This is a genomic window from Pseudomonas sp. App30, from assembly GCF_047947025.1.
In the GTDB taxonomy this organism is placed as follows: Bacteria; Pseudomonadota; Gammaproteobacteria; order Pseudomonadales; family Pseudomonadaceae; genus Aquipseudomonas.
This window is the reverse complement of the sequence record NZ_CP133165.1, coordinates 2,693,154-2,718,286: the sequence shown is the minus strand read 5'-3', so window position 1 is coordinate 2,718,286 and position 25,133 is coordinate 2,693,154. Positions and strand designations below refer to the sequence as shown.

Here is a 25,133-nt window from a genome sequence, read left to right as displayed (position 1 = left end):
ACATGAGCAAATTCTGGAGCCCCTTCGTCAAGGAACTGGTGCCCTACGTGCCGGGCGAGCAGCCCAAGGTCGCCAACCTGGTGAAGCTCAACACCAACGAAAACCCCTACGGCCCGTCGCCCAAGGCGATCGAAGCCATGCGCGCCGAGCTGGGTGACAACCTGCGCCTGTACCCGGACCCCAACAGCGACCTGCTCAAGCAGGCGGTGTGCGAGTTCTACGGCGTGCAGCCCAACCAGGTGTTCCTGGGCAACGGCTCGGACGAGGTGCTGGCGCACATCTTCCACGGCCTGTTCCAGCACGACGCGCCGCTGCTGTTCCCGGACATCAGCTACAGCTTTTACCCAGTGTACTGCGGCCTCTACGGCATCGACTTCGTGCAGGTGCCGCTGGACGAGCAGTTCCAGATCCGCGTCGAAGACTACGCCCGCCCCAACGGCGGCATCATCTTCCCCAACCCCAACGCCCCTACCGGTTGCCTGCTGGCGCTGGACGCGGTGGAGCAGCTGGTGAAAGGCAGCCCGGACTCGGTGGTGGTGGTCGATGAAGCCTACATCGACTTCGGCGGCGAGACGGCCATCGGCCTGGTCAACCGCTACCCCAACCTGCTGGTCACCCAGACCCTGTCCAAGTCGCGCTCCCTGGCCGGCCTGCGCGTGGGCCTGGCCGTAGGCCACCCGGACCTGATCGAGGCACTGGAGCGGGTCAAGAACAGCTTCAACTCCTACCCGCTGGACCGCCTCGCCATCGTCGGTGGCGCCGCGTCGTTCAAGGACCGCGAGTACTTCGAGCACACCTGCAAGCTGGTGATCGACAGCCGCGAGAAGCTGGTGGCTGAACTGGAACAGCGTGGTTTCGAAGTGCTGCCGTCGGCGGCGAACTTCATCTTTGCCCGCCACCCGCAACAGGACGCCGCAGCCATCGCTGCCAAGGTGCGCGAGAAGGGCGTGATCGTGCGCCACTTTAAGCAACAGCGCATCGCCCAGTTCCTGCGCATCAGCATCGGCACGCCTGCGCAGAACCAGGCGCTGCTGAACGCCCTGTGACGGGGCGACCCTGACGCGGCCTGGCGGCCGCTGCTGCGGAGCTTGCGTAACGGCACTCCATGAAAAAGCCCGCTTTCGCGGGCTTTTTCGTTACTGCACTTCTTCGGTGGCGCTCGGCGCCGGCGGCGGCCGCAGGCCCACTTCGGCGGTGAGCTTCATTTCCTTGCCGTTGCGCATGATCTGGATGCTGATCTTGTCATTGGGCTTGGTGCGTGCCACCTGGTTCATGGACTTGCGCCCGTCACCGGCAGGCTGGCCGTCAATGCTCAGGATCACGTCACCCAACTGCAGGCCGGCCTTCTGCGCCGGGCCGTCGCGGAAGATGCCGGCGACGACGATGCCTGGGCGGTCTTTCAGGCCAAAGGAGTCGGCCAGTTCCTGGGTCAGCGGCTGCACTTCGATGCCCAGCCAGCCACGGATGACCTGGCCGTGCTCGATGATCGACTTCATCACCTCCAGCGCCAGCTTGATCGGGATGGCGAAGCCGATGCCCTGGGAGCCGCCGGACTTGGAGAAGATGGCGGTGTTGATGCCGGTCAGGTTGCCGTTGGCGTCCACCAGCGCGCCGCCGGAGTTGCCGGGGTTGATGGCGGCGTCGGTCTGGATGAAGTCCTCATAGGTGTTCAGGCCCAGTTGGTTGCGGCCGGTGGCGCTGATGATGCCCATGGTCACGGTCTGGCCGACGCCGAACGGGTTGCCGATGGCCAGGGCCACGTCGCCAATGCGGATGTTGTCGGAGCGGCCGATGGTGATCGACGGCAGGTTCTTGAGGTCGATTTTCAGCACCGCCAGGTCGGTCTCCGGGTCGCTGCCGATGACGTGGGCCAGGGTCTCGCGGCCGTCCTTGAGCGCCACCACGATCTGGTCGGCGCCGGTGACCACGTGGTTGTTGGTCAGCAGGTAGCCTTCGGGGCTCATGATCACGCCCGAACCCAGGCTCGATTCCATGCGCTTCTGCTTGGGCAGGTTGTCGCCGAAGAAGCGGCGGAACTGCGGGTCTTCGAACAGCGGGTGGTTGGTCTTGTTGACCACCTTGGTGGTGTACAGGTTGACCACCGCCGGGGCGGCGAGCACCACCGCGTCAGCGTAGGTGACCGGGCCCTGGACCACGCTGGAGGAGGTCTGGGCCACTTGCTGCAGGTTGACGTCCTGGCTTGGCAACCCGACCAGTTGCGGGAAGCGCTGGATGATCAGCAATGCGATGAGTAAACCAGTCAGCAGCGGCCAGCCAAAATAACGCAGTGCCTTGAACATTTAACGGATCCTGGGAGTTTGCACGGAGCGTGAGCCAAACCCGCCTGGGTGGCTCATAATGGGCGCCATTATACGAGTGCTTTAGCCGCTCTGAACTGCTATTTAGGAGTCTTTTATGGCTGTTGCCCTGAGCACCCTGGTCGAAGAAGCCGACCGTTACCTCAACAGCGCGAAAATCCAGGATTACTGTCCCAACGGCCTGCAGGTGGAAGGGCGCCCGCAGGTGATGCGCATCGTCAGCGGCGTCACCGCCAGCCAGGCCTTGCTGGACGCGGCGGTGGAGGCCCAGGCCGACCTGGTGCTGGTGCACCACGGCTATTTCTGGAAGGGCGAGAACCCCTGCGTGGTGGGCATGAAGCAGCGCCGGCTGAAGACGCTGCTCAAGCACGACATCAGCCTGCTGGCCTACCACTTGCCGCTGGACCTGCACCCCGACGTGGGCAACAACGTGCAGTTGGCCCGCCAGTTGGACATTACCGTGGAAGGCCCGCTGGACCCGGACAACGCCCGGGTAGTGGGCCTGGTAGGCTCGCTGGCCGAGCCCATGACCGCCCGTGATTTCGCCCGCCGGGTGCAGGAAGTCATGGGCCGCGAGCCGCTGGTGATCGAAGGCAGCGACATGATCCGCCGCGTCGGCTGGTGCACCGGCGGCGGCCAGGGCTACATCGACCAGGCCATCGCCGCCGGCGTCGACCTGTTCATCAGCGGCGAGGCCAGCGAGCAGACCTTCCACAGCGCGCGGGAAAACGACGTAAGCTTCATTGCCGCCGGCCATCACGCCACCGAGCGCTACGGCGTGCAGGCGCTGGGCGACTACCTGGCGCGGCGCTTCGCGTTGGAGCATATCTTCATCGACATCCCCAACCCCATCTGACGGGGAGGGCCCAAACTCCCAGGCATATTCTTATACTGCTTCGTTCTAACCACCCAATTAGATAGAAGATGCCGCTGTGCTAGAGTGGGCGGCTCGAACACGGCCCGCAGGCCGTCCATAACGAATGTAATCCCCGTGAGTAGCCATGGTCGACAAACTGACGCATTTGAAACAGTTGGAGGCGGAGAGCATCCACATCATCCGTGAGGTGGCCGCCGAGTTCGATAACCCGGTGATGCTCTATTCCATCGGCAAAGACTCCGCCGTGATGCTGCACCTGGCACGCAAGGCGTTCTTCCCCGGCAAGCTGCCGTTCCCCGTGATGCACGTGGACACCCAGTGGAAGTTCCAGGAGATGTACAAGTTCCGCGACCGCATGGTTGAAGAACTGGGCCTGGACCTGCTGGTGCACGTGAACCCCGAAGGCGTGGCGCAGGGCATCAACCCTTTCACCCACGGCAGCTCCAAGCACACCGACATCATGAAGACCCAGGGCCTCAAGCAGGCGCTGGACAAGTACGGCTTCGACGCCGCCTTCGGTGGCGCGCGCCGCGACGAAGAGAAGTCGCGGGCCAAGGAACGTGTCTACTCGTTCCGTGACAGCAAGCACCGCTGGGACCCGAAGAACCAGCGCCCCGAGCTGTGGAACGTGTACAACGGCAAGGTCAACAAGGGCGAATCCATTCGCGTGTTCCCCCTGTCGAACTGGACCGAGCTGGATATCTGGCAGTACATCTACCTGGAAGGTATCCCGATCGTGCCGCTGTACTTCGCCGCCGAGCGCGAAGTGATCGAGAAGAACGGCACCTTGATCATGATCGACGACGATCGCATCCTCGAGCACCTCAGCGAGGAAGAGAAGGCGCAGATCGTCAAAAAGAAAGTGCGTTTCCGTACCCTTGGCTGCTACCCGTTGACGGGCGCGGTGGAGTCGGAGGCCGAGAGCCTGACCGACATCATTCAGGAAATGCTCCTGACGCGAACTTCCGAGCGCCAGGGCCGGGTCATCGACCACGATGGCGCCGGTTCGATGGAAGACAAGAAACGTCAGGGCTACTTCTAGCGACAAGTTGCGAGCTGCAAGCGGCAAGTCAAAACCGGCAAACTGTGTGCTTGAGTTTTTGACTGGAGCTCGAAATGGATTTCGAGAAGTTGATTGTGTGGCAGCGAGCCAAGCGGCTTGCTGTTTCGGTCTACCGGGAATTGGCGTCATGCAATGACTTGGCTTTCAGAAGCCAGGTCACCCGCTCTGCGTTGTCTGTTCCGAGCAATATCGCAGAGGGGATGGAACGTTTTTCGGTGAAGGAGAAATGCCAGTTTCTGTGGATCGCCAAGGCTTCCTGTGGGGAGTTGCGAACCCAGATCATGATTGGTATGGAGATCGGCTACATCAGCGAATCGCTTGCTGCGGACTGGATTTCGGAGTCCCGAGAGCTTTCCAATATGCTCTGCGGGTTGATCAAAAAAATTTCCAACTAGCTGTACGCCGACAAGCTTGCCGCTTGAAGCTTACAGCTTGGAGCTCGAATGCAATGAGTCATCAATCCGATTTGATCAGCGAGGACATCCTCGCCTACCTGGGCCAGCACGAGCGCAAGGAGCTGTTGCGCTTCCTGACCTGTGGCAACGTCGACGACGGCAAGAGCACCCTGATCGGGCGCCTGCTGCACGACTCCAAGATGATCTACGAAGATCACCTGGAAGCCATTACCCGTGACTCGAAGAAAGTCGGCACCACCGGTGACGACATTGACCTGGCGCTGCTGGTGGACGGCCTGCAGGCCGAGCGCGAGCAAGGCATCACCATCGACGTAGCCTACCGCTACTTCTCGACCGCCAAGCGCAAGTTCATCATCGCCGACACCCCGGGCCACGAGCAGTACACCCGCAACATGGCCACCGGTGCCTCCACCTGTGACCTGGCGATCATTCTGGTCGACGCCCGCTACGGCGTGCAGACCCAAACCCGTCGCCACAGCTACATTGCCTCGCTGCTGGGCATCAAGCACATCGTGGTTGCCATCAACAAGATGGACCTGAAGGGCTTCGACGAAGGCGTGTTCGAGGAGATCAAGGCCGATTACCTGAAGTTCGCCGAAGGTATCGCCCTGAAGCCGAGCAGCCTGCACTTCGTGCCGATGTCGGCCCTCAAGGGCGACAACGTGGTGAACCGCAGCGAGCGCTCGCCGTGGTACACCGGCCAGTCGCTGATGGAAATCCTCGAAACCGTGGAAGTCTCGGGCGACCGCAACCTGACCGACCTGCGCTTCCCGGTGCAGTACGTCAACCGTCCGAACCTGAACTTCCGCGGCTTCGCCGGCACCCTGGCCAGCGGCGTCGTGCACAAGGGCGACGAAGTCGTGGTGCTGCCGTCGGGCAAGAGCAGCCGGGTCAAGTCCATCGTCACCTTCGAAGGTGAGCTGGAACAGGCTGGCCCAGGCCAGGCCGTGACCCTGACCATGGAAGACGAGATCGACATCTCCCGTGGCGACCTGCTGGTGCATGCCGACAACGTGCCAACGGTGACTGACAGCTTCGACGCCATGCTGGTGTGGATGGCTGAAGAGCCGATGCTGCCGGGCAAGAAATACGACATCAAGCGTGCCACCAGCTACGTGCCGGGCAGCATTGCCAGCATCGTCCACAAGGTCGACGTCAACACTCTGGCCGAAGGCCCGGGCAGCGCGCTGGCCCTGAACGAGATCGGCCGCGTGAAGGTCGCGCTGGACAGCGCCATCGCACTGGACGGCTATGACAGCAACCGCACCACCGGTGCGTTCATCGTCATCGACCGCCTGACCAACGGCACCGTCGGCGCCGGCATGATCATCGCCCCGCCAGTGGTACCGCACGGCGCGGCGGGCCATCACGGCAAGCTGGCCCACGTGGCCACCGAGGAGCGCGCCCTGCGCTTCGGCCAGAAGCCGGCTACCGTGCTGTTCAGCGGCCTGTCGGGCGCGGGCAAGAGCACCCTGGCCTACGCCGTGGAGCGCAAACTGTTCGACATGGGCCGCGCAGTATTCGTGCTGGACGGCCAGAACCTGCGTCACGACCTGAACAAAGGCCTGCCGCAGGACCGCGCCGGGCGTACCGAGAACTGGCGTCGTGCCGCCCACGTGGCGCGCCAGTTCAACGAAGCCGGCCTGCTGACCCTGGCCGCCTTCGTGGCGCCGGATGCCGAAGGCCGCGAACAGGCCAAGGCCCTGATCGGCGCCGACCGCCTGCTGACCGTCTACGTGCAGGCGTCGCCACAGGCGTGCCGCGAGCGCGACCCGCAAGGCCTGTACGCTGCCGATGGCGACAACATCCCGGGTGAGTCCTTCCCGTACGATGTGCCGTTGAACGCTGACCTGGTGGTGGACACCCAGAGCGTTTCGCTGGAAGAAGGCGTGAAGCAGGTGCTGGAGCTGCTGCGTTCGCGCGGCGCGATCTAAGCCCCACCGCTGTATGAAAAAGCCCGCGCCTCGCAAGAGTCGCGGGCTTTTTCATAAGTGCTGTTCGCATTATCGCCGAATAACCCCGTAGCAGCGGCCGCAGGCCGCGTCCCAGGCACCGCAGTACACCAGGTACACCGCGTTGGGCCCCGACGCAGCCTGGTGGCAGCTGCTACGGGGTTACGCGCCTTTGCCCACCATCAGGTAGAAAATCGCGATAAACGCCAGGAACGCCGGCCACCCCAGGCCGAACCACCATGCCATGTAGCGCCTGGCCACCAGCGGCATGCCAGTGCCTTGCGCCACGGCCTGCTCCGCCAGCCGATGCACGCGAATCTGCAACCACACCACCGGTAGCCAACACACCCCGGCGAACACATACAAACCCAGGCTCCACAGCAGCCACGGGCTCGCCAGCGGCCATCCCGCCAAATGCGCCAGCCCCAGGCCGCTCAGCGGCTGGAACACCGCCGTGGTGGCCGTGAAGGCCCAATCGGCGAACACCAGGTGGCGGAAGGTGGCGCGGATCACCGCCACGTCACCCGTGCGCCACGCACGCATGGCGTAATACGCCGAGCCCAGCCCGGTGCCGAACAGCAGCGTGGACGACAGAATGTGCAGGGTCTTGAGCGTCAGGTACAGGCTCATCGAACGCCCTCCTGGCCATGCAGCCACAAGGTCACGATCATCAGCACCAGGTTCTTCGCCACGCCCCCATAGGGATCGAACCAGTAATGGGGCAGCACCACGCTGATGAACAGGGTGTAGGCGATCATCAGCAGCAACTGCGCCAACAACGCCTTGCGCCGCCAGCGCTTGAACAGCAGGGCCAGCCCGAGCGCGGCATCACAGAGCGCGCCACCAATCACCGCCAGGCTCGCCAGCCAGCCCTGCACGCCGGCTTCGGCCATGATCTTCAGGCCCCAGTCAAAGCCGGGGCCCAGGCAGACGGCAGCAGTCCATAGCCAGAGAAATACCAGGGTGCCCAGCAGGGCAGGGCGCAGCCAGTCGGTACGGGGGATCACGGGGTGGAGTGCTCCTTGCTGTGAGGGGAAACCTTTTGCCATCGCGCCCTTCGGTCGCCAGGCTATTTATCCGCGACAGGCGGTGTGCCCAGGCACATACTTGATCGTCTCATCCCGGCGGCTCGATGCTGCCTCCTGCTGACCGATTCTGGATAATTACAACGCTCATGATGCAAACATTGACGCTGATAACACTGTATGTGGCGGCGATAATCCTTTTTTGTGGCGTGGCGAGCCGGCTGCCCGTCCTGGCTCCCGAGTCCCAGCACCGTGTTTCATCGCTGGACGGGCTGCGGGGGATCCTGGCCACGGCGGTGGTGGTCTACCACCTCACCGTCAGCTACTACTGGCACACCACGTCGCTGTGGCAGATGACCGACAGCCGCGTGATCAACAACTTTGGCGCAGTGCCCGTCTCGCTGTTCTTCATGATCACTGGCTACCTGTTTGGAAGCAAGGTAAGCCGGGGTGTGCCTGCCTGGCGGGCCATTTTCGTTTCGCGGGTACGGCGGATATTTCCGATGTACCTGGTCAGTGTCGCACTGGTCGCGGCCATTGCCTTTCTGCAGCCAGGCGACCAGCCAGCTTCGTTCATGGGCAATGTCCGAGCCCTCGGCCACTGGCTGGTTTTCCTGGCGGCCCCGATCAATGGTGTGCAGGGTAGCTGGGTCATCAACGCTGGGGTGCAGTGGACGCTGCAGTATGAAGCAATGTTCTACGTGGCGTTGCCGCTGCTGTACTGCCTGCTTCAGCGCCGCCTGGCACTGGTTGCGGTAGCGGTTTCAGTGCTGGGGCTCGCGGCGTTATGGGCGATGTATGCCACCCAGTTCGACGCTCGCTATCTCAAGCTGTTCGTGGCTGGTATCGCCGTCGCGCTGCTGGAGCACCGCCTGAGACGCGCCCCGGTCGACTACACAAAGTGGCCCTTTACGCTGGTTGCGTTGCTCGCTGTGATGCTTTGTATGAGCTTGGAACCCTATTCTGCCGCGCAGATGATCCTGCTGGCGGGGCCGTTTTGTATGTTCGTGCTGGGCAACAGTCTTGGGGGGCTGCTGGAGCACCGCGGCTTGAAGGTCCTGGGCGAGGCAAGTTTCAGTATCTACCTGCTGCACGGCATTCTGATCTACACCCTTTTCAATGTGCTGGCGGTCCATGATTTTCAGGCGGGGACCTTTTTCAGCTTTGCCTGGTACCTTCCGCTTGTGCTGTGGGGCGCCGCAATCCTGGGTGTGGCGACCTACTGGGGAGTCGAACGGCCGTTCATGCGGCAGGGATCACACAAGGGGGTGCGCCCGGCGCAGGTGTAGCAGGCGCATAAAAAAGGAGCCGCGAGGCTCCTTTTTGGCTGGCGGCGCTTACTTGCGCTTGAGCCCGTACTGCTCGTCCAGCATGCCGGGCGAGTTAGGCGCCTTGGGCGCGTAGTCGCGGGGCGGCTCGGCGTCGCGCGGTGGGGTGAGGCGTTCGCGGGGGCCGGCACTTTCAGCGTGCAGGGCCGCCAGCAGGCGTTGGCGGGTCAGTTCGTCCAGGGCCAGCTGGTTGGCGCCCTCGGCGAGATGCTCCTGCACTTCCTGATAGCTCTGGGTCATTTTCTTGACCAGCGAAGCCGTTGTGTTGAAGTGGGTGACCACGTCATTCTGGTAGCTGTCGAAGCGTTCCTGGATCTCGTCCAGCTGGCGCTGAGTGCTGCTGGGAGCGGCATTGGGCACGAGGCGGGCGACGACCAGGCCAATCACGACACCCACGACGAGGGCGATTGTCGGCAACAACCAAACTAAGAGCGAGTGTTCCACGAGTCCTTCCTCTATAAACGGCTTTGCTTTACGTTAACGGCTCTAACCTGCGCTGTATACCGCGAGCAATCGCAAATATTTCAGACAGAATCCTTCGACTAGACGAGTCGACCCCTTTCGAGGTCACGGAGTGTACCCTTGCTGATCCGCGAAACCCCCGTTTTCATCGATGGCCCGCAGGGCCAGCTCGAGGCGCTGTACCTGGATACCCCCGACGCGCGCGGTATTGCGCTGGTCTGCCACCCCAACCCGGTGCAGGGTGGCACCATGCTCAACAAGGTTATCTCGACCCTGCAGCGCACGGCGCGTGACGCCGGCTTTGTTACCTTGCGTTTCAATTACCGTGGCGTGGGCGCCAGCGCCGGCAGCCACGACATGGGCAGCGGCGAAATCGATGACGCCCAGGCCGCCGCCGCCTGGTTGCGCAGCCAGCACCCCGAGCTGCCACTGACGCTGCTGGGCTTCTCCTTCGGCGGCTTCGTGGCCGCCGGCCTGGGTGGGCGCCTGGAAGCGGCGGGGCAGAGCGTGCAGCGCCTGTTCATGGTGGCGCCAGCGGTGATGCGCCTGACGCCGGAGCATAGCCTGCCGTTGGGCGGCACGTTGACCGTGATCCAGCCCGAAACCGACGAAGTGGTGGACCCGGCCCTGGTGTATGCCTGGTCCGAGCAGCTGCAACGTCCCCATGAGCTGCTGAAAGTGGCAGAATGCGGACACTTTTTTCATGGCAAGCTGACCGACCTGAAAGATCTGGTCCTGCCACGCCTTTCGAACTGATTGCAGACAGACAAGAATTAGCCCATGACCACACGTATCCTGACCGGTATCACCACCACTGGCACGCCGCACCTGGGCAACTACGCCGGTGCCATCCGCCCGGCCATCGTCGCCAGCCGCCAGAGCGATGCCGATTCGTTCTACTTCCTGGCCGACTACCACGCGCTGATCAAGTGCGACGACCCGCTGCGCATCCAGCGCTCGCGCCTGGAAATCGCCGCCACCTGGCTGGCTTCCGGCCTGGACGTGGACCGTGTGACCTTCTACCGCCAGTCCGATATTCCCGAGATCCCCGAGCTGACCTGGCTGCTGACCTGCGTGGCCGGCAAGGGCCTGCTCAACCGCGCCCACGCCTACAAGGCCTCGGTGGACAAGAACGTGGAAGCCGGCGAAGACCCGGACGCCGGCATCACCATGGGCCTGTTCAGCTACCCGGTGCTGATGGCCGCCGACATCCTGATGTTCAACGCCCACCAGGTGCCGGTGGGTCGTGACCAGATCCAGCACGTGGAAATGGCCCGTGACATCGGCCAGCGCTTCAACCACCTGTTCGGCCAGGGCCGCGAGTACTTCGTGATGCCCGAGGCGCTGATCGAGGAAAGCGTGGCCACCTTGCCGGGCCTGGACGGGCGCAAGATGTCCAAGAGCTACGACAACACCATCCCGTTGTTCACCAGCGCCAAGGACATGAAGGACGCCATCTCGCGCATCGTCACCGACTCCCGCGCGCCGGGCGAGGCCAAGGATCCGGACAACTCCCACCTGTTCACCCTGTACCAGGCCTTCGCCACCCCGGCGCAACAGGCCGAGTTCCGCGAAGAACTGCTGCAGGGCCTGGGCTGGGGCGAGGCCAAGAGCCGCCTGTTCACCCTGCTGGACAACGAACTGGGCGAAGCCCGCGAGAAATACCACCAGTTCATCGCCCGCCCGGCCGACCTGGAAGACATCCTGCTGGCCGGCGCCGCCAAGGCCCGCAAGGTGGCCACGCCGTTCCTTGGTGAACTGCGCGAAGCCGTGGGCCTGCGTTCGTTCCGCGAGCACGCGCAGGTCGCCACTGCCACCAAGAAGAAGGCCGCCAAGGCCGCGCGCTTCGTCAGCTTCCGCGACGAGGACGGCAGCTTCCGCTTCCGCCTGCTGGGCGCCGATGGCGAGCAACTGCTGCTGTCGCGCACCTTCGCCGATGGCAAGGCCGCCGGCCAGGTCAGCAAGCAGCTGCAAAGCGGTGCGGCGCTGGACGTGCGCAGCGAAGGCAATGGCTTCACCCTGTGGCTGGATGACGCCTGCGTGGGCGACAGCCCCGCCTTCGCCGACAGCGCTGCCCGTGATGCCGCGGTAGAGGCCCTGCGCGTGGCCTTGCAGCCCCAACAGGACTAATGCGACCAACTGTCGCAAGTCTAATTGCCATAACCCGGGGGCGTCGTTACAGTGACGGCCCGTTTTTGTTGCCCTGCTAACGAATATGACGCCTCTAGAACGATATCAAGCTGACCTCAAACGCCCCGAGTTCTTCCATGATGCTGCGCAGGAAACCGCGGTGCGTCACCTGCAGCGTCTGTACGACGACCTGATCGCGGCGCATGACAGCAAGCCGGGCCTTTTCGGCAAGCTGTTCGGCAAGAAAGAGCCGACCCTGGTCAAGGGCCTGTACTTCTGGGGCGGCGTAGGGCGGGGCAAGACCTACCTGGTGGACACCTTCTTCGAGGCGCTGCCGTTCAAGGAAAAGGTGCGTACCCACTTCCACCGCTTCATGAAGCGCGTGCACGAAGAAATGCGCACCCTCAAGGGTGAGAAAAACCCGCTGACGGTGATCGCCAAGCGCTTCTCCGACGAAGCCCGGGTCATCTGCTTCGACGAATTCTTCGTCTCTGACATTACCGACGCCATGATCCTCGGCACGCTGATGGAAGAGCTGTTCAAGAACGGCGTGACCCTGGTGGCCACGTCCAACATCGTCCCGGACGGCCTGTACAAGGACGGCCTGCAGCGCGCGCGCTTCCTGCCGGCCATCGCCCTGATCAAGCAGAACACCGAGATCGTCAACGTCGACAGCGGCGTGGACTACCGCCTGCGCCACCTGGAGCAAGCCGAGCTGTTCCACTACCCGCTCAACGAGGCGGCGGCGGAAAGCCTGCGCAAGAGCTTCAAGGCGCTGACCCCGGAATGCACCGCGGCGGTGGAAAACGACGTGTTGATGATCGAGAACCGCGAGATTCGCGCGCTCAAGACCTGTGACGACGTGGCCTGGTTCGACTTCCGCGAACTGTGCGACGGCCCGCGTAGCCAGAACGACTACATCGAACTGGGCAAGATCTTCCATGCCGTGCTGCTCAGCGGCGTGGAGCAGATGGGCGTGGCCACCGACGACATCGCCCGGCGCTTCATCAACATGGTCGACGAGTTCTACGACCGCAACGTGAAGCTGATCATCTCGGCCGAAGTCGAGCTGAAAGACCTGTACACCGGCGGCCGCCTGATGTTCGAGTTCCAGCGCACCCTCAGCCGCCTGCTGGAAATGCAGTCGCACGAATTCCTGTCGCGCGCACACAAGCCCTGAACCCGTAGCAGCGGCCGTCAGGCCGCGTCCGGCAACGCCTCCGTATAACGCCGGACGCAGCCTGGCGGCAGCTGCTACGGGCCTGGGTCAGGCTTCTTGCAGGAACTGCTGCCGGTACTGGTTCGGCGACAGCGCCGTGTGCTGGCGGAACAGGCGGGCGAAGAAGCTCGCGTCGTCGTAGCCCACCTCATAGCTGATGGTCTTGATGCTCTTGCGCGAGCCCGACAGCAAACCCTTCGCCGTTTCGATGCGCAGCCGCTGCAGGTAGTGCAGCGGCTTGTCGCCCGTGGCGTTCTGGAACCTGCGCATGAAGTTGCGGATGCTCATGCCATGCTCGCGCGCCACGTCCTCGAAGCGGAACTTGTCGGCGAAGTGCTCCTCCAGCCACTGCTGGATCTGCAGAATGATCAGGTCCTGGTGCAGTTTCTGCCCGCCAAAACCCATGCGCCCCGGTGTGTAGTTGCGCTGCACCTCGTAGAGGATGTCGCGCGACACCGCCTGGGCGACGCTGGCGCCGCAGAAGCGCTCTATCAAATAAATGTACAGGTCGCAGGCCGATGTGGTGCCGGCGGCGCAGTACAGGTTGTCGGCGTCGGTGAGGTGCTTGTCCTGGTTGAGCATCACCTGGGGGAAGCGCTCGGCGAACTGGCCGAAGAAGCGCCAGTAGGTGGTGGCCTCCTTGCCGTCCAGCAGGCCGGCCTCGGCCAGCCAGAACACGCCGCTGGCCTCGCCGCACAGCACCGCGCCACGGGCGTGCTGGGCGCGCAGCCACGGCAGCACCTGCGGGTAGCGCAGGCACAGGGCGTCGAAGTCATCCCAGAAGGCGGGTAGCACGATGATGTCGGCGTCTTCCAGGGTGCCGTCCACGGGCACCTGTACGCCGCTGAAGGTAATCACGGGTTGGCCGTCGGGGCTGATCAGGCGGGTTTCGAACAGCGACGTCAGGCCCTGGCCCATCTGTTTGCCGTGGCGCAGGCCTGCCAGGTGGAAAAAATCCTTGGCATGCATCAGCGTCGAGGCGAACACCTTGTCGATGGCCAGAATGCTCACGCGCCGCAGGGACGGGGTATTCGGGGTAAACATCATGTTCATTATTCTTATAAGGGATAGTGGTCAATAAGCGGCTGGATCGTCTTATTTTTTGGCGTTTGTGTCCAGTGCCGATACATGCCGCCGCGCTTAGTCTCAGCTATCTACCATGGATTGCTCAGCGAGAGGTGTAGGATGATTCCTAGGACAGTGTTCAGCTCCGACCACGAACTGTTTCGCACCAGCGTGCGCAAGTTCTTCGAGAAAGAAGCCGCGCCCTTTCACGCCCAGTGGGAGAAACAGGGCCACATCGACCGCCAGTTGTGGAACAAGGCCGGCGATGCGGGGCTGTTGTGCTCGCACATCCCCGAGGAATACGGCGGCATGGGCGCCGACTTTCTCTACAGCGCAGTGGTGATCGAAGAGATCAGCCGCCTGGGCCTGAGCGGCATTGGCTTCTCGCTGCATTCCGACATCGTCGCGCCCTATATCCTTCACTACGGCAGCGAGACCCTGAAGCACAAATACCTGCCGCGCCTGGTCAGCGGCGAGTTGGTGAGCGCCATTGCCATGACCGAGCCGGGCGCCGGTTCCGACCTGCAAGGGGTGAAGACCACGGCGGTGCTGGACGGCGACGAGTACGTGATCAACGGCTCCAAGACGTTCATCACCAACGGCTTGCTCGCCGACCTGGTCATAGTGGTGGCCAAGACCGACCCCAAGGCCGGCGCCAAGGGCACCAGCCTGTTCGTGGTGGAGGCGGGCACCCCGGGCTTCGACAAAGGCAAGCGCCTGGAGAAGGTGGGCATGAAGGCCCAGGACACCTCCGAGCTGTTCTTCCACAACGTGCGCATTCCCAAGGACAACCTGCTGGGCCAGGTTGGCCAGGGCTTCGCCTACCTGATGCAGGAGCTGCCCCAGGAGCGCCTGACCGTGGCCATCGGCGCGGTGTCCTCGGCCGAGGCGGCGCTGCAATGGACCCTGGACTACACCCGCGACCGCAAGGCGTTCGGCAAGGCCATCACCGACTTCCAGAACACTCGCTTCAAGCTGGCGGAGATTGCCACCGAAGTGCAGATCGGCCGGGTGTTCATCGACCGCTGCCTGGAGCTGCACCTCAAGGGCGAGCTGGACGTGCCCACGGCAGCGATGACCAAGTACTGGGGCTCGGACCTGCAGTGCAAGGTGCTCGACGAATGCGTGCAGTTGCACGGCGGCTACGGCTTCATGTGGGAATACCCGATTGCCCGGGCGTGGGCGGATGCGCGGGTGCAGCGCATTTATGCCGGGACCAATGAAATCATGAAGGAGATCATTGCCCGTTCGGTGATTTGAGGAGGCTGGGGACGCGGCCTGCGGCCGCTGCTACGGGCTTCGTAGCAGCGGCCGCAGGCCGCGTCAGGGCCATCAAGGCGCCGGGTTGGGCTGGTCCTTGTGAATCGCCTCGATGCCTTCCAGCACCGCGTCGCTCAGCTTCAGGTCGAAGCTGGCGATGTTGGCGTCCAGCTGCTCCAGCGAGGTGGCGCCAATGATGTTGCTGGTCACGAACGGCTGCTGGGTGACGAACGCCAGGGCCATCTGCGCCGGGTCCAGGCCGTGTTCGCGAGCCAGCGCCACGTAGCGGCTGCAGGCGGCCACGCTCTGCGGGTTGGAATAGCGGCTGAAGCGGCTGAACAGGGTCAGGCGCGCGTTGGCCGGCCTGGCGCCGTTCTCGAACTTGCCCGAGAGCATGCCGAAGGCCATCGGCGAATAGGCCAGCAGGCCGCACTGTTCGCGGATGGCGACTTCCGCCAGGCCCACCTCGAAGCTGCGGTTGAGCAGGTTGTAGGGGTTCTGGATCGACACAGCCCGCGGCCAGCCACGGCTCTCGGCCAGTTGCAGGAACTTCATGGTGCCCCACGGCGTTTCGTTGGACAGGCCGATGTGGCGGATCTTGCCGGCCTTCACCTGCTCGTCCAGCGCTTCCAGGGTTTCTTCCAGCGGCGTGATCAGCTCGTCCTGGGTGTGCTGGTAGCCCAGCTTGCCGAAGAAGTTGGTGCTGCGCTCGGGCCAGTGCAGTTGGTACAGGTCGATCCAGTCGGTCTGCAGGCGCTTGAGGCTGGCGTCCAGGGCCTGCACGATGTGCTGGCGGTTGTGGCGCAGCTGGCCGTCGCGGATGTGCGCGATGCCGTTGCCGGGGCCGGCGATTTTGCTGGCCAGCACCCAGTCGGCGCGATCGCCGCGGCTTTTGAAATAGTTGCCAATGACTTTTTCGGTGGCCGCGTAGGTTTCCGGACGGGGGGGCACGGGGTACATTTCCGCCGTGTCGATGAAATTGATGCCCGCCTGCTTGGCCCGCTCGATCTGCGCGAAGCCCTCTGCCTCGGTGTTCTGCTCGCCCCAGGTCATGGTGCCCAGGCACAGGGCGCTGACCTTGATGTCGGTGCGTCCCAGTCGGCGATAATCCATCTGCGTCTCCTCAAGGCAAAGGAATCATAAAAGCAGGTTGATATTTTTTTCGCAATCTGGATAATTCGCCCCCTCTCTCTGCAGTGGAAGTGATGCGCCGCTCGCCGAAGAATCTTGCCGTATATTGGACGCGCTGACCCGAGCCCCCGATAGCGTCTGTATCCGGCTGCCTTTGACTTGTCAAAGTACGCACTATTCAGTAAGATCTGCCGTCTCTTTTTGCTGGACGGCCTTCGAGGCTATAAAGAATGAAAACTTTTACTGCTAAACCGGAAACAGTAAAACGCGACTGGTTCGTCGTTGATGCTGCTGGTCAGACCCTGGGTCGTCTGGCTACTGAGATCGCGAGCCGTCTGCGTGGCAAGCACAAACCAGAATACACCCCTCACGTTGACACCGGTGACTACATCGTCGTCATCAACGCTGAGCAGGTTCGTGTCACTGGCGCCAAGACCACTGACAAAATGTACTACTCCCACTCCGGTTTCCCGGGCGGCATCAAGTCGATCAACTTCCAGAAGCTGATCGCCAAAGCCCCTGAGCGCGTGATCGAGACCGCGGTAAAAGGCATGCTGCCGAAGAACCCGCTGGGTCGCGACATGTACCGTAAGCTGAAAGTCTATGCGGGCGCTGCTCACCCTCATACTGCTCAGCAGCCCCAAGAACTGAAGATTTAACGGAATAGTTCATTATGTCGGCGACTCAAAATTACGGCACTGGCCGTCGCAAGACCGCTACCGCACGCGTTTTCCTGCGTCCGGGTACTGGCAACATCTCCATCAACAACCGTTCTCTGGACACTTTCTTCGGCCGTGAAACTGCCCGCATGGTAGTTCGTCAGCCGCTGGAACTGACCGAGACCACCGAGAAGTTCGACATCTACGTCACCGTTATCGGTGGTGGTGTCAGCGGTCAAGCCGGTGCAATCCGTCACGGTATCACCCGTGCTCTGATGCAATACGACGAGACCCTGCGTAGCGCCCTGCGTAAAGCAGGCTACGTGACTCGTGACGCTCGTGAAGTTGAACGTAAGAAAGTCGGTCTGCGTAAAGCGCGTAAGCGTCCGCAGTACTCGAAGCGTTAATTCAAAGCTTCGCGACTCCGTTCAAAAAAAGCCCGGTTCCTTTGGAACCGGGCTTTTTTTATGTCGGCTAGACTACGGTGACAGTCGTGGGCCTTCGCCAGCGACTACGATGAGTGACGTGGGGTGCGAAGTTTTTGTGCAGCGGCTTGCTGCACCTGCGCACGCCGCGCAAGGCCGGGGGCGCAGTCGTTTGCCGCGGGTATTTCCCTTGTCTATGTATGGGCTTTTAACTACCATTCGGCAGATTTTCAGGCTGACCGGGCCTGGCTGGATGGAACCAACAATGTAGATGCCTGTTGCAACAGGCCACCAAGCTGATGGGAGAGGACTGAATGAGCAATGACGGCGTGAATGCAGGCCGGCGTCGCTTCCTCGTAGCGGCCACGTCCGTGGTCGGCGCAGCAGGAGCGGTAGGGGCTGCGGTCCCGTTCGTGGGGTCTTGGTTTCCCAGTGCCAAGGCCAAGGCGGCGGGGGCTCCAGTCAAGTTCAACATCAGCAAGGTGGAGCCCGGCCAGCAGGTGATTGCCGAATGGCGTGGCCAGCCGGTGTTCGTGGTGCGCCGCACCGACGAGATCATCGCCAACCTGGGCAAGATCGAAGACCGTCTCTCCGACCCCGAGTCCAAGAACTCGACCCAGCCTGCCTATGTCGACCCCAAGCTGCGCTCCATCAAGCCGCAGGTGCTGATTTTGATCGGCATCTGCACGCACCTGGGCTGCTCACCGACTTTCCGCCCCGAGGTGGCCCCGGCCGACCTGGGCAAGGATTGGGTGGGGGGCTATTTCTGCCCTTGCCACGGTTCCCACTATGACCTCGCCGGTCGCGTCTACAAGTCCCAGCCCGCACCGCTCAACCTGGCGGTGCCGCCGCACTCTTACGAGTCGGACGATGTGATTGTCATCGGCGTCGATCAGGAGAAAGCGTGATGAGCAAGTTCATGGCCTGGGTGGATGCCCGCTTCCCCGCGACAAAAATGTGGGAAGAGCACCTCACCAAATACTACGCCCCGAAAAACTTCAATTTCTTCTATTTCTTCGGCTCGCTGGCGCTGCTGGTGCTGGTCAACCAGATCATCACCGGCGTGTGGCTGACCATGAGCTTCACGCCCTCGGCGGAGGAGGCGTTCGCCTCGGTCGAGTACATCATGCGCGACGTGTCCTACGGCTGGATCCTGCGCTACCTGCACTCCACGGGCGCTTCGGCGTTCTTTATCGTGGTGTATCTGCACATGTTCCGCGGCCTGCTGTACGGCTCCTACAAGAAGCCCAGGGAGCTGGTGTGGATCTTCGGCATGCTCATCTACCTGGCGCTGATGGCCGAGGCCTTCATGGGCTACCTGCTGCCGTGGGGGCAGATGTCGTACTGGGGGGCGCAGGTGATCATCTCGCTGTTCGGCGCCATTCCGGTGATCGGCAATGACCTGACCCAGTGGATTCGCGGCGACTACCTGATTTCCGGCATCACCCTGAACCGCTTCTTCGCCCTGCACGTGATTGCCTTGCCCATCGTCATCCTGGGCCTGGTGGTGTTGCATATCCTGGCGCTGCACGAGGTGGGCTCCAACAACCCCGACGGCATCGAAATCAAGAAGCTCAAGGACGAAAACGGCGTGCCCCTGGACGGCATTGCCTTCCACCCGTACTACACGGTGAAGGACATTGTCGGCGTGGTGGTGTTCCTGTTCGTGTTCTGTTCCATCGTGTTCTTCTTCCCGGAAATGGGCGGCTATTTCCTGGAAAAACCCAACTTCGAGCAAGCCAACGCCTTCAAGACGCCCGAGCACATCGCCCCGGTGTGGTACTTCACGCCGTTCTACGCGATCTTGCGCGCGGTGCCCGACAAACTGCTGGGGGTGATGTCCATGGGCGCCGCCATTGCGGTGCTGTTCGTGCTGCCCTGGCTGGACCGCAGCCCGGTGAAGTCCATGCGCTACAAGGGCTGGGTCAGCCGCGTGGCCCTGACGTTGTTCTGCGTGTCGTTCATGACCCTGGGCTACCTGGGCGTGCAACCACCGACGCCGGAGCGAACGTTGGTGTCCCAGGTGTGCACGGTGCTGTATTTCGCCTATTTCATCCTTATGCCGTTCTACACCCGCTTCGAGAAGACCAAACCGGTACCGGAAAGGGTGACTGGCTGATGAAAAAATTATTAGCGGTATTCATTCTTGCGTTGCTGCCCGCGTTGACCCTGGCTGCCGAAGGCCCGGAGCTGGAGAAGGTCGACATCGACCTGGCCGACAAGCCCGCCATGCAGGACGGCGCCCGCACCTTCGCCAACTACTGCATGGGCTGCCACAGCGCCAAGTTCCAGCGCTACGAGCGTGTCGCCGATGACTTGGGCATTCCCCACGACCTGATGCTGCAGAAGCTGGTGTTCACCGGCGCCAAGATCGGCGACCACATGACCATCGGCATGCAGCCCGCCGACGCCAAGGCCTGGTTCGGCGCGGCGCCGCCGGACCTGACGCTGGTGGCGCGGGTGCGTGGCACCGACTGGCTCTACGGCTACCTGCGCTCGTTCTACGAGGACCCTGCGCGGCCCTGGGGCGTCAACAACGCCGTGTTCCCCAACGTCGGCATGCCCAACGTGCTGGGCGGCCTGCAGGGCCGCCAGGTGATCGGCTGCAAGCAGGTGCAGGTGGTCACCGACGGCAAGAAGCAGTACGACCCGCTCACCGGCGCGCCGCTGACCCACGAGGCCTGTGACCAGCTGACCCTGCTACCGAAAACCGGCAGCCTGACGCCCGAGCAGTTCGACGAGAAGATCAAGAACCTGGTGACCTTCCTGGCGTACTCGGCCAACCCCAACAAGCTGCAGGCCGAGCGAATCGGCACGTACGTGCTGCTGTACCTGGCGGTTTTGTTCATCTTTGCTTACCTGCTCAAACGTGAATACTGGAAAGACGTTCATTGAATATGCGGTAAGATCTGCTGTTAAATGCGCGCGCCCCTTTGGCGACTCCGTTGCATGGCGAAGCTGGAAGCCGTTCCAGCCACCTTCGCCGAGGGAGTGCTTCAGGGGCGCGCTCGTTTTTGTGTTATTCATGTTTTTTATACGCGAGGAGGACCGCCATGGGCGTGACCAACCGGTTGGCCTGTTACTCCGACCCCGCTGACCACTATTCTCACCGGGTGCGCATCGTTCTCGCCGAGAAGGGTGTAAGCGCCGAGATCATCAGTGTGGCGGCAGGTTCGCAGCCGGCCAAGCTGATCGAAGTGAACCCGTACGGCAGCCTGCCGACGCTGGTCGATCGGGATTTGGCGCTGTACGAATCCACCGTGGTGATGGAATATCTGGATGAGCGTTACCCGCATCCGCCGCTGCTGCCGGTGTACCCGGTGGCGCGGGCCAACAGCCGCCTGCTGATCCACCGGATCCAGCGCGACTGGTGCGGGTTGGTGGACCTGATTCTCGACGCGCGCACCAAGGAACCGGCGCGTGTACAGGCCCGCAAGGAGCTGCGTGAGAGCCTGACGGGCGTTTCGCCCCTGTTTGCCGACAAGCCTTTCTTCCTCAGTGAGGAGCAAAGTCTGGTTGATTGCTGTCTACTGCCCATACTCTGGCGCTTGCCAGTGCTGGGTATCGAATTGCCGCGGCCTGCAAAGCCGCTGCTGGACTATATGGAACGTCAGTTCGCCCGCGAGGCCTTCCAGGCTAGCCTCTCGGCCGCTGAACGTGAAATGCGCCCGGTTTAAGGAGCCGTTGATGAACTCCAGTCGTCCGTACCTTGTACGTGCACTCTACGAGTGGATCGTGGATAACGATTGCACGCCCCACATGCTGGTCAATTCCGAACACCGTTCGGTGCAGGTCCCCAAGGGCTTTGCAAGTGATGGCCAGATCGTCCTCAATGTGTCGCCCAGTGCCGTGCGCCACCTGCACATGGATAACGACGCGGTCAGCTTCGAAGGTCGCTTCGGCGGCGTTGCGCACACGCTCTACGTGCCGATCGGCGCTATCCTGGGCGTCTATGCCCGGGAAAACGGCCAGGGCATGGTCTTCGACCTGGAGCCATCGCTGGCCGAGGAAGAAGAAGTCGTGCTCGATGGCAGCGACGATGACCTGCCGCCCGATGGCGGCCGACCGCAACGCCCGGCAGGGCGGCCTAGCTTGAAGGTGGTCAAGTAACAAAAAAGGCGATCCAGTTGGATCGCCTTTTTTTGTGCCAGGATCTGTAGCCGCTGCCGCCAGGCTGCGCTGGCCGGCGTGAACCCTGAGGATCTTCAGTGAGGCACAGGGCCAGCGCAGCCTGGCGGCAGCGGCTACAGGCGGTCAATCGATGTATTCGAACAGCTTCACGATCTTCTGCACGCCACCCACGCCCTGCACCAGCGAGGCTGCCTGTGCGGCTTCCTTCTGGGTCACCAGGCCCAGCATGTAGACGATGCCGTTCTCGGTGATCACCTTGATGCGCGAGCCGGGGATGCTGGCGTCGGCCAGCATCTGGGTCTTGATCTTGGTGGTCAGCCAGGCGTCGTTGTTGCGTGCCAGGATCGAGGAGGGCGCCATCACCTGCAGTTCGTTGTGCACGCGCTTGACGCGCTGCACGCCGGCGGCGGCCTGTTCGGCCATGGCCTTGAGGTCGGCGCGCGGGGTCTGGCCGGCCAGCAGCACCACACCGTTGAAGCTGCTGACGATGATGTGCGAGTTCTGGTCCAGGTCAGGGCTGGCCTTGGCCACGTTCACCGACACCTTGGTCTCGATCAGCGAATCGTCGATCTTGCTGCCGAAGGTGCGGGTGCCGCGGTCATCCTCGATCGGCTTGTCGCGGGTAGCGGTCAGGAACGAGCTGCAGCCGGTCAGGCTCAGGCACAGGGTCAAGGCCATCAGGCCAAGGCGATTAGGGGTCATTCTTCACTCCCGAACAGTTGGCTGTCGATCAGGTCGCATAGGCAGTGGATCGCCAGCAGGTGGACTTCCTGGATGCGTGCGGTGACGTGGGCCGGGACGCGAATCTCCACGTCCTCGGGCAGCAGCAGCGAGGCCATGCCGCCACCGTCGCGGCCGGTCAGGGCTACGACAACCATTTCGCGGTCATGTGCGGCCTGGATCGCCTGGATGATGTTGGCGGAATTGCCGCTGGTGGAGATCGCCAACAGCACGTCGCCGGGCTGGCCCAGGGCGCGGATCTGCTTGGAGAACACTTCGTTGTAACTGTAGTCGTTGGCAATCGAGGTGATGGTCGAGCTGTCGGTGGTCAGGGCAATGGCCGGCAGGCTCGGGCGCTCGCGCTCGAAGCGGTTGAGCAGCTCCGAGGAGAAGTGCTGGGCGTCGCCGGCCGAGCCGCCGTTGCCGCAGGACAGCATCTTGCCTTCGTTGAGCAGCGCGTTGACCATGACCTGGCTGGCTTGCTCGATGTGCGGTGCAAGGACTTCCATCGCCTGTTGCTTGGTATCGATACTGGCCTGGAAAAGCTGGCGAATTCGGGATTGCATGTCCATCAGTGTGACCTTAATTAGGGCGGCTGGTCGGGCGCTGTTCAGCGTCCCGGCACATGAATGTGCAGCCCGCAAAGCAAAGAGCAAAAAACGTTGGAATAAGGGGGTAAACGGCAGCGCTCACGATGGCCTGGTCAGCTGTCGAAGGCGTTGCGTAGCCAGTTCAGGCGCATATCCTTGCTGGCGGTGCCTTCCAGGGCGATCACGTCGAAGCGGCATGGGTGGTTGGCCCAGCGTGCTTCCTGGTGCAGGAACGAATGTGCGGCATTGACCACTCTGGCACGCTTGCGCGCGTCGATACTTTCGAGCGCGCCACCCCATTGTGCGTGCAGGCGGTAACGAACTTCGACGAATACTACTGTATCGCCATCAAGCATGACCAGATCAAGCTCGCCGCCTTTACACAGCCAGTTGCGCGCAAGCACCTGCAAACCCTGCTGCTGCAGGTGTGCGAGGGCTTGCGCTTCGGCCTCCTGGCCGGCCTGGCGCGGCGAGCTGGCGAGCATTACTGCACAGTGTCCGGCAGGCGCTGCACCTGGCCATTGGCGAACTGGGCCCACGGCAGCTGGCGCTCGATGCGCTGGCCGGCGTTGATGCTCAGGTTGCCCGACAGGCCTTGCAGGCGGTTGTCCGGCAGCGCTTTCAACTGCGCCAGGCGCGGGGCCAGGCCAAAGGCGTCGGCACCCATGGCGTACAGGCGGCCAAGGCTGCCACCGGCCTGGGGCCACTGGTGCACCACCTGCTGGCGCAGCGGGTTGCTGTTGTCCAGCAGCCAAGGGGTTTCACAGAAGCGCACGCCGTTCATGTCGTTGTACTGGGCCTGGTCACCGCTGGCACTGTAGACGTTGGACGTCGCGTACACCGGCACGTCACCGGCGTATTGGAAGTTCAGCGTCGGCTTGATCTGCTGGGCCAGTTGCGGGGTGGAGGCCAGGAAGATGAAGTCGACGTCCTGGCGACGCGAGCCGTTGCTGCCGTTGCCACCCTGGCGAGCCTGCATCAGGTCGCCGATCTGCTGGGCTAGGGCCACGGGCTGGTCAACGCGCTGGGAGCCCAGCAGCTGGCCGCCGTTGGCTTCGAAGTCCTGGCGGAAGGCGGCCAGCACGCGGTCGCCCCACTCGCCGCGCGGCACCAGGGCCACGGCACGATGCAGGCCATCGGCACGGGCGCGACGGGAGACCTCGCGGGCCTCGTCCTCGGCGGCGAGGCCGAACTGGAACAGTTGTGGCGGGTTGGCCTGGGTGCCGTCGCTGTAGTTGAGCGCCAGGGTGGTGATGGGCAGTTGCGGGCGACCGGCCAGTTGTTTCACCAGCGGTTTCTCCAGCGGGCCGACCACCAGCTGCGCGCCGGCGGCCTGGGCCTGGCGGTAGAAGTCATCCATGGAGGTCACGCGGGAGCTGTCGAACACTTCCACTACCGGTGGCTTTTGCCCGGCCTGCTGGGCCTGGTAGTAGGCGGCCATGAAGCCGTCACGCAGGGCCTTGCCCACCGAGGCCAGCTGGCCTTGCTGGGGCAGCAGCAGGGCGATCTTGGTCAGCGGCTGGCTGGTCAGCTCCTTGAGCTTCACCAGCGCCACCGGCAATTGCTTGGCCGCAGGGTGGTCGGGGTGGGTGCTGCGCCAGTTGTCGATGGCGGCTTTCTGCTGGTCCAGGGTGCCGGCGCTTTTTACCGCCAGGGCCAGGCTCTGCCAGCCGGCCAGGTCGTCGGTGCCGGTGGATTGCAGTTGGTCGACGGGCAGGCTGCTGACCAGGGCCCAGATGGCGTCATTGTTGGCTGCGGCAGCGTCGCCGGTCAGCAGCGGGCCAATGAACACGCGTTCCTGGGCGGCTGGCAGGGTCTGGCCATCAGCTTCCAGGGCGCGGGCGCGCACGGTGTGGGTGCGTACCTGTTGCTCGACCGAGGCCTCGTTCAGGCGCTGCAGGCTGGGGTGGTTGAGCGCGGCCAGGGCCTCTTTCGGCTGGTTGCGGGCCAGGGCCAGCTCGGCCGCCAGGGTGCTGGCGATGATCTGCTGGCCCACGTTGAGCTGCTCGACCTGCACCTGTGCCAGGATCTGCGCGGCACGCTGGTTGGCGTGCTGGCGGTAGGCGAGGTCGGCGGCGCTCAGGCGCAGCACGGCGGCATCGGCCGGGGTCTTGGCCGAGGCTGCCTGGCCGAGCAGTTGCTCGATGGTGGCGTCAGGCGTACGCGGCAGTTCGCCGAGGCTGTTGGAAGGCGCGCTGGCGCAGGCCGCCAACAGGGCGGCAAGGCATAGGGCTGAGAGCAGCCGCAGGCAAGCTGTCATGTATATCTTCCTGATACTCGATCGGTTAGGCCCGCAATTGTACCCAAGCACGGCCCCCGGTGCGATGTCACTGGCGTGAAAGGCGCATCAAAGGTCATTCAG

General features: G+C 63.1%; 25 protein-coding genes and 2 pseudogenes. 17 read left to right on the top strand and 10 right to left on the bottom strand.

All coding sequences use genetic code 11. The features are described 5' to 3' along the window. Positions 1 to 2: 2 nt before the first annotated feature. Complete coding sequence (hisC, locus tag RAM80_RS12545) at positions 3 to 1,046, top strand: histidinol-phosphate transaminase (protein ID WP_416426863.1); 1,044 nt, start codon at positions 3 to 5, stop codon at positions 1,044 to 1,046. Between the two features lie 90 nt (positions 1,047 to 1,136). On the opposite strand, the gene algW is transcribed toward hisC, so the two are convergent. After that, complete coding sequence (algW, locus tag RAM80_RS12540) at positions 1,137 to 2,300, bottom strand: Do family serine endopeptidase AlgW (RefSeq protein ID WP_416426862.1); 1,164 nt, start codon at positions 2,298 to 2,300, stop codon at positions 1,137 to 1,139. A gap of 115 nt (positions 2,301 to 2,415) precedes the next feature. Here algW and RAM80_RS12535 point away from each other — a divergent pair, with 115 nt between their 5' ends. The 4 genes from RAM80_RS12535 (at position 2,416) to cysN (ending at position 6,608) form a co-directional block, all read left to right on the top strand. Next, positions 2,416 to 3,174: a Nif3-like dinuclear metal center hexameric protein gene (locus RAM80_RS12535; RefSeq protein ID WP_416426861.1), complete on the top strand. Its 759-nt coding sequence runs from the start codon at positions 2,416 to 2,418 to the stop codon at positions 3,172 to 3,174. 145 nt (positions 3,175 to 3,319) lie between these two features. Next, complete coding sequence (gene cysD / locus RAM80_RS12530; protein WP_008365348.1) at positions 3,320 to 4,237, top strand: sulfate adenylyltransferase subunit CysD; 918 nt, start codon at positions 3,320 to 3,322, stop codon at positions 4,235 to 4,237. 74 nt (positions 4,238 to 4,311) lie between these two features. Beyond that, complete coding sequence (locus tag RAM80_RS12525) at positions 4,312 to 4,653, top strand: four helix bundle protein (RefSeq protein ID WP_416426860.1); 342 nt, start codon at positions 4,312 to 4,314, stop codon at positions 4,651 to 4,653. A 53-nt stretch (positions 4,654 to 4,706) separates the two neighbouring features. Continuing rightward, the gene (gene cysN, locus RAM80_RS12520; RefSeq protein WP_416426859.1) at positions 4,707 to 6,608 is read left to right on the top strand and encodes a sulfate adenylyltransferase subunit CysN; all 1,902 of its coding nucleotides are present in this window, start codon (positions 4,707 to 4,709) and stop codon (positions 6,606 to 6,608) included. A 180-nt stretch (positions 6,609 to 6,788) separates the two neighbouring features. Here the strand turns inward: cysN and RAM80_RS12515 are convergent, their stop codons facing one another. Together RAM80_RS12515 and RAM80_RS12510 are read right to left on the bottom strand one after the other, a co-directional pair. After that, positions 6,789 to 7,256 (bottom strand): DUF2269 family protein, encoded by a 468-nt coding sequence (locus RAM80_RS12515; protein WP_416426858.1) that lies wholly within the window; start codon positions 7,254 to 7,256, stop codon positions 6,789 to 6,791. After that, positions 7,253 to 7,612: pseudogene (locus RAM80_RS12510) on the bottom strand (DoxX-like family protein); the annotation flags it as partial. The gene RAM80_RS12515 and the pseudogene RAM80_RS12510, both read right to left, overlap by 4 nt. Positions 7,613 to 7,800: 188 nt before the next feature. On the opposite strand from RAM80_RS12510, the gene RAM80_RS12505 reads away from it, so the two are divergent. Continuing rightward, positions 7,801 to 8,940, top strand: a complete 1,140-nt coding sequence (locus tag RAM80_RS12505) for an acyltransferase family protein (protein WP_416426857.1) — start codon at positions 7,801 to 7,803, stop codon at positions 8,938 to 8,940. A gap of 48 nt (positions 8,941 to 8,988) precedes the next feature. On the opposite strand, the gene RAM80_RS12500 is transcribed toward RAM80_RS12505, so the two are convergent. Then, positions 8,989 to 9,423, bottom strand: coding sequence for a YhcB family protein (locus RAM80_RS12500; protein WP_416426856.1), 435 nt, complete (start codon positions 9,421 to 9,423; stop codon positions 8,989 to 8,991). A gap of 120 nt (positions 9,424 to 9,543) precedes the next feature. Here RAM80_RS12500 and RAM80_RS12495 point away from each other — a divergent pair. The 3 genes and pseudogenes from RAM80_RS12495 to zapE all read left to right on the top strand — a co-directional run. Continuing rightward, positions 9,544 to 10,197: pseudogene (locus tag RAM80_RS12495) on the top strand (alpha/beta hydrolase); the annotation flags it as partial. A 24-nt stretch (positions 10,198 to 10,221) separates the two neighbouring features. Further along, entirely contained in the window at positions 10,222 to 11,571 is a 1,350-nt protein-coding gene (locus tag RAM80_RS12490; protein WP_416426855.1) for a tryptophan--tRNA ligase, read from the top strand. 85 nt (positions 11,572 to 11,656) lie between these two features. Beyond that, positions 11,657 to 12,751: a cell division protein ZapE gene (gene zapE / locus RAM80_RS12485; RefSeq protein WP_416426854.1), complete on the top strand. Its 1,095-nt coding sequence runs from the start codon at positions 11,657 to 11,659 to the stop codon at positions 12,749 to 12,751. 87 nt (positions 12,752 to 12,838) lie between these two features. Here the strand turns inward: zapE and RAM80_RS12480 are convergent, their stop codons facing one another. Beyond that, positions 12,839 to 13,735, bottom strand: a complete 897-nt coding sequence (locus RAM80_RS12480) for a GlxA family transcriptional regulator (protein ID WP_416427466.1) — start codon at positions 13,733 to 13,735, stop codon at positions 12,839 to 12,841. A 240-nt stretch (positions 13,736 to 13,975) separates the two neighbouring features. On the opposite strand from RAM80_RS12480, the gene RAM80_RS12475 reads away from it, so the two are divergent. Next, positions 13,976 to 15,115, top strand: coding sequence for an acyl-CoA dehydrogenase family protein (locus RAM80_RS12475; RefSeq protein ID WP_416426853.1), 1,140 nt, complete (start codon positions 13,976 to 13,978; stop codon positions 15,113 to 15,115). Between the two features lie 72 nt (positions 15,116 to 15,187). On the opposite strand, the gene RAM80_RS12470 is transcribed toward RAM80_RS12475, so the two are convergent. After that, complete coding sequence (locus RAM80_RS12470; protein WP_416426852.1) at positions 15,188 to 16,228, bottom strand: NADP(H)-dependent aldo-keto reductase; 1,041 nt, start codon at positions 16,226 to 16,228, stop codon at positions 15,188 to 15,190. Positions 16,229 to 16,476: 248 nt separating this feature from the next. On the opposite strand from RAM80_RS12470, the gene rplM reads away from it, so the two are divergent. From rplM to RAM80_RS12435, 7 genes are all read left to right on the top strand, one after another. Further along, complete coding sequence (rplM, locus tag RAM80_RS12465; protein WP_158155250.1) at positions 16,477 to 16,905, top strand: 50S ribosomal protein L13; 429 nt, start codon at positions 16,477 to 16,479, stop codon at positions 16,903 to 16,905. A 14-nt stretch (positions 16,906 to 16,919) separates the two neighbouring features. After that, a complete protein-coding gene (gene rpsI, locus RAM80_RS12460) occupies positions 16,920 to 17,312 on the top strand; it encodes a 30S ribosomal protein S9 (protein WP_027976848.1) in 393 nt (130 codons plus the stop codon). Between the two features lie 332 nt (positions 17,313 to 17,644). Next, complete coding sequence (gene petA, locus RAM80_RS12455; RefSeq protein WP_416426851.1) at positions 17,645 to 18,238, top strand: ubiquinol-cytochrome c reductase iron-sulfur subunit; 594 nt, start codon at positions 17,645 to 17,647, stop codon at positions 18,236 to 18,238. Next, positions 18,238 to 19,449, top strand: a complete 1,212-nt coding sequence (locus tag RAM80_RS12450; protein WP_416426850.1) for a cytochrome b — start codon at positions 18,238 to 18,240, stop codon at positions 19,447 to 19,449. The genes petA and RAM80_RS12450 overlap by 1 nt, the downstream gene beginning before the upstream one ends. Next, on the top strand, positions 19,449 to 20,225 hold the full coding sequence (locus RAM80_RS12445; protein ID WP_416426849.1) for a cytochrome c1: 777 nt from the start codon (positions 19,449 to 19,451) through the stop codon (positions 20,223 to 20,225). Before RAM80_RS12450 ends, RAM80_RS12445 begins: the two co-directional genes overlap by 1 nt. Before the next feature lie 158 nt (positions 20,226 to 20,383). After that, positions 20,384 to 21,007 carry a glutathione S-transferase N-terminal domain-containing protein gene (locus RAM80_RS12440; RefSeq protein ID WP_416426848.1) on the top strand — a complete coding sequence of 208 codons (624 nt, stop codon included), beginning with the start codon at positions 20,384 to 20,386 and terminating at the stop codon, positions 21,005 to 21,007. A 10-nt stretch (positions 21,008 to 21,017) separates the two neighbouring features. Beyond that, positions 21,018 to 21,440, top strand: a complete 423-nt coding sequence (locus RAM80_RS12435) for a ClpXP protease specificity-enhancing factor (RefSeq protein ID WP_416426847.1) — start codon at positions 21,018 to 21,020, stop codon at positions 21,438 to 21,440. A 144-nt stretch (positions 21,441 to 21,584) separates the two neighbouring features. Here RAM80_RS12435 and RAM80_RS12430 read toward each other — a convergent pair whose 3' ends face one another. From RAM80_RS12430 to RAM80_RS12415, 4 genes are all read right to left on the bottom strand, one after another. Next, complete coding sequence (locus tag RAM80_RS12430) at positions 21,585 to 22,163, bottom strand: BON domain-containing protein (protein WP_416426846.1); 579 nt, start codon at positions 22,161 to 22,163, stop codon at positions 21,585 to 21,587. Continuing rightward, complete coding sequence (locus RAM80_RS12425) at positions 22,160 to 22,753, bottom strand: phosphoheptose isomerase (protein ID WP_416426845.1); 594 nt, start codon at positions 22,751 to 22,753, stop codon at positions 22,160 to 22,162. Before RAM80_RS12425 ends, RAM80_RS12430 begins: the two co-directional genes overlap by 4 nt. Positions 22,754 to 22,884: 131 nt before the next feature. Then, positions 22,885 to 23,256: a YraN family protein gene (locus RAM80_RS12420; protein WP_416426844.1), complete on the bottom strand. Its 372-nt coding sequence runs from the start codon at positions 23,254 to 23,256 to the stop codon at positions 22,885 to 22,887. Then, entirely contained in the window at positions 23,256 to 25,031 is a 1,776-nt protein-coding gene (locus RAM80_RS12415; protein WP_416426843.1) for a penicillin-binding protein activator, read from the bottom strand. Before RAM80_RS12415 ends, RAM80_RS12420 begins: the two co-directional genes overlap by 1 nt. Between the last annotated feature and the right edge of the window lie 102 nt (positions 25,032 to 25,133).

What these genes read in the sequence shown, in the direction of transcription:
- RAM80_RS12435 (WP_416426847.1), top strand. Translation starts at nt 21,018, where the DNA reads ATGAACTCCAGTCGTCCGTACCTTGTACGTGCACTCTACGAGTGGATC.
- RAM80_RS12475 (WP_416426853.1), top strand. Translation starts at nt 13,976, where the DNA reads ATGATTCCTAGGACAGTGTTCAGCTCCGACCACGAACTGTTTCGCACC.
- RAM80_RS12415 (WP_416426843.1), bottom strand. Translation starts at nt 25,031, where the DNA reads ATGACAGCTTGCCTGCGGCTGCTCTCAGCCCTATGCCTTGCCGCCCTG.
- rpsI (WP_027976848.1), top strand. Translation starts at nt 16,920, where the DNA reads ATGTCGGCGACTCAAAATTACGGCACTGGCCGTCGCAAGACCGCTACC.
- RAM80_RS12440 (WP_416426848.1), top strand. Translation starts at nt 20,384, where the DNA reads ATGGGCGTGACCAACCGGTTGGCCTGTTACTCCGACCCCGCTGACCAC.
- RAM80_RS12430 (WP_416426846.1), bottom strand. Translation starts at nt 22,163, where the DNA reads ATGACCCCTAATCGCCTTGGCCTGATGGCCTTGACCCTGTGCCTGAGC.
- RAM80_RS12505 (WP_416426857.1), top strand. Translation starts at nt 7,801, where the DNA reads ATGATGCAAACATTGACGCTGATAACACTGTATGTGGCGGCGATAATC.
- RAM80_RS12525 (WP_416426860.1), top strand. Translation starts at nt 4,312, where the DNA reads ATGGATTTCGAGAAGTTGATTGTGTGGCAGCGAGCCAAGCGGCTTGCT.
- petA (WP_416426851.1), top strand. Translation starts at nt 17,645, where the DNA reads ATGAGCAATGACGGCGTGAATGCAGGCCGGCGTCGCTTCCTCGTAGCG.
- RAM80_RS12490 (WP_416426855.1), top strand. Translation starts at nt 10,222, where the DNA reads ATGACCACACGTATCCTGACCGGTATCACCACCACTGGCACGCCGCAC.
- cysN (WP_416426859.1), top strand. Translation starts at nt 4,707, where the DNA reads ATGAGTCATCAATCCGATTTGATCAGCGAGGACATCCTCGCCTACCTG.
- algW (WP_416426862.1), bottom strand. Translation starts at nt 2,300, where the DNA reads ATGTTCAAGGCACTGCGTTATTTTGGCTGGCCGCTGCTGACTGGTTTA.
- RAM80_RS12535 (WP_416426861.1), top strand. Translation starts at nt 2,416, where the DNA reads ATGGCTGTTGCCCTGAGCACCCTGGTCGAAGAAGCCGACCGTTACCTC.
- cysD (WP_008365348.1), top strand. Translation starts at nt 3,320, where the DNA reads ATGGTCGACAAACTGACGCATTTGAAACAGTTGGAGGCGGAGAGCATC.
- hisC (WP_416426863.1), top strand. Translation starts at nt 3, where the DNA reads ATGAGCAAATTCTGGAGCCCCTTCGTCAAGGAACTGGTGCCCTACGTG.
- RAM80_RS12470 (WP_416426852.1), bottom strand. Translation starts at nt 16,228, where the DNA reads ATGGATTATCGCCGACTGGGACGCACCGACATCAAGGTCAGCGCCCTG.
- RAM80_RS12445 (WP_416426849.1), top strand. Translation starts at nt 19,449, where the DNA reads ATGAAAAAATTATTAGCGGTATTCATTCTTGCGTTGCTGCCCGCGTTG.
- zapE (WP_416426854.1), top strand. Translation starts at nt 11,657, where the DNA reads ATGACGCCTCTAGAACGATATCAAGCTGACCTCAAACGCCCCGAGTTC.
- RAM80_RS12420 (WP_416426844.1), bottom strand. Translation starts at nt 23,256, where the DNA reads ATGCTCGCCAGCTCGCCGCGCCAGGCCGGCCAGGAGGCCGAAGCGCAA.
- RAM80_RS12515 (WP_416426858.1), bottom strand. Translation starts at nt 7,256, where the DNA reads ATGAGCCTGTACCTGACGCTCAAGACCCTGCACATTCTGTCGTCCACG.
- RAM80_RS12425 (WP_416426845.1), bottom strand. Translation starts at nt 22,753, where the DNA reads ATGGACATGCAATCCCGAATTCGCCAGCTTTTCCAGGCCAGTATCGAT.
- rplM (WP_158155250.1), top strand. Translation starts at nt 16,477, where the DNA reads ATGAAAACTTTTACTGCTAAACCGGAAACAGTAAAACGCGACTGGTTC.
- RAM80_RS12450 (WP_416426850.1), top strand. Translation starts at nt 18,238, where the DNA reads ATGAGCAAGTTCATGGCCTGGGTGGATGCCCGCTTCCCCGCGACAAAA.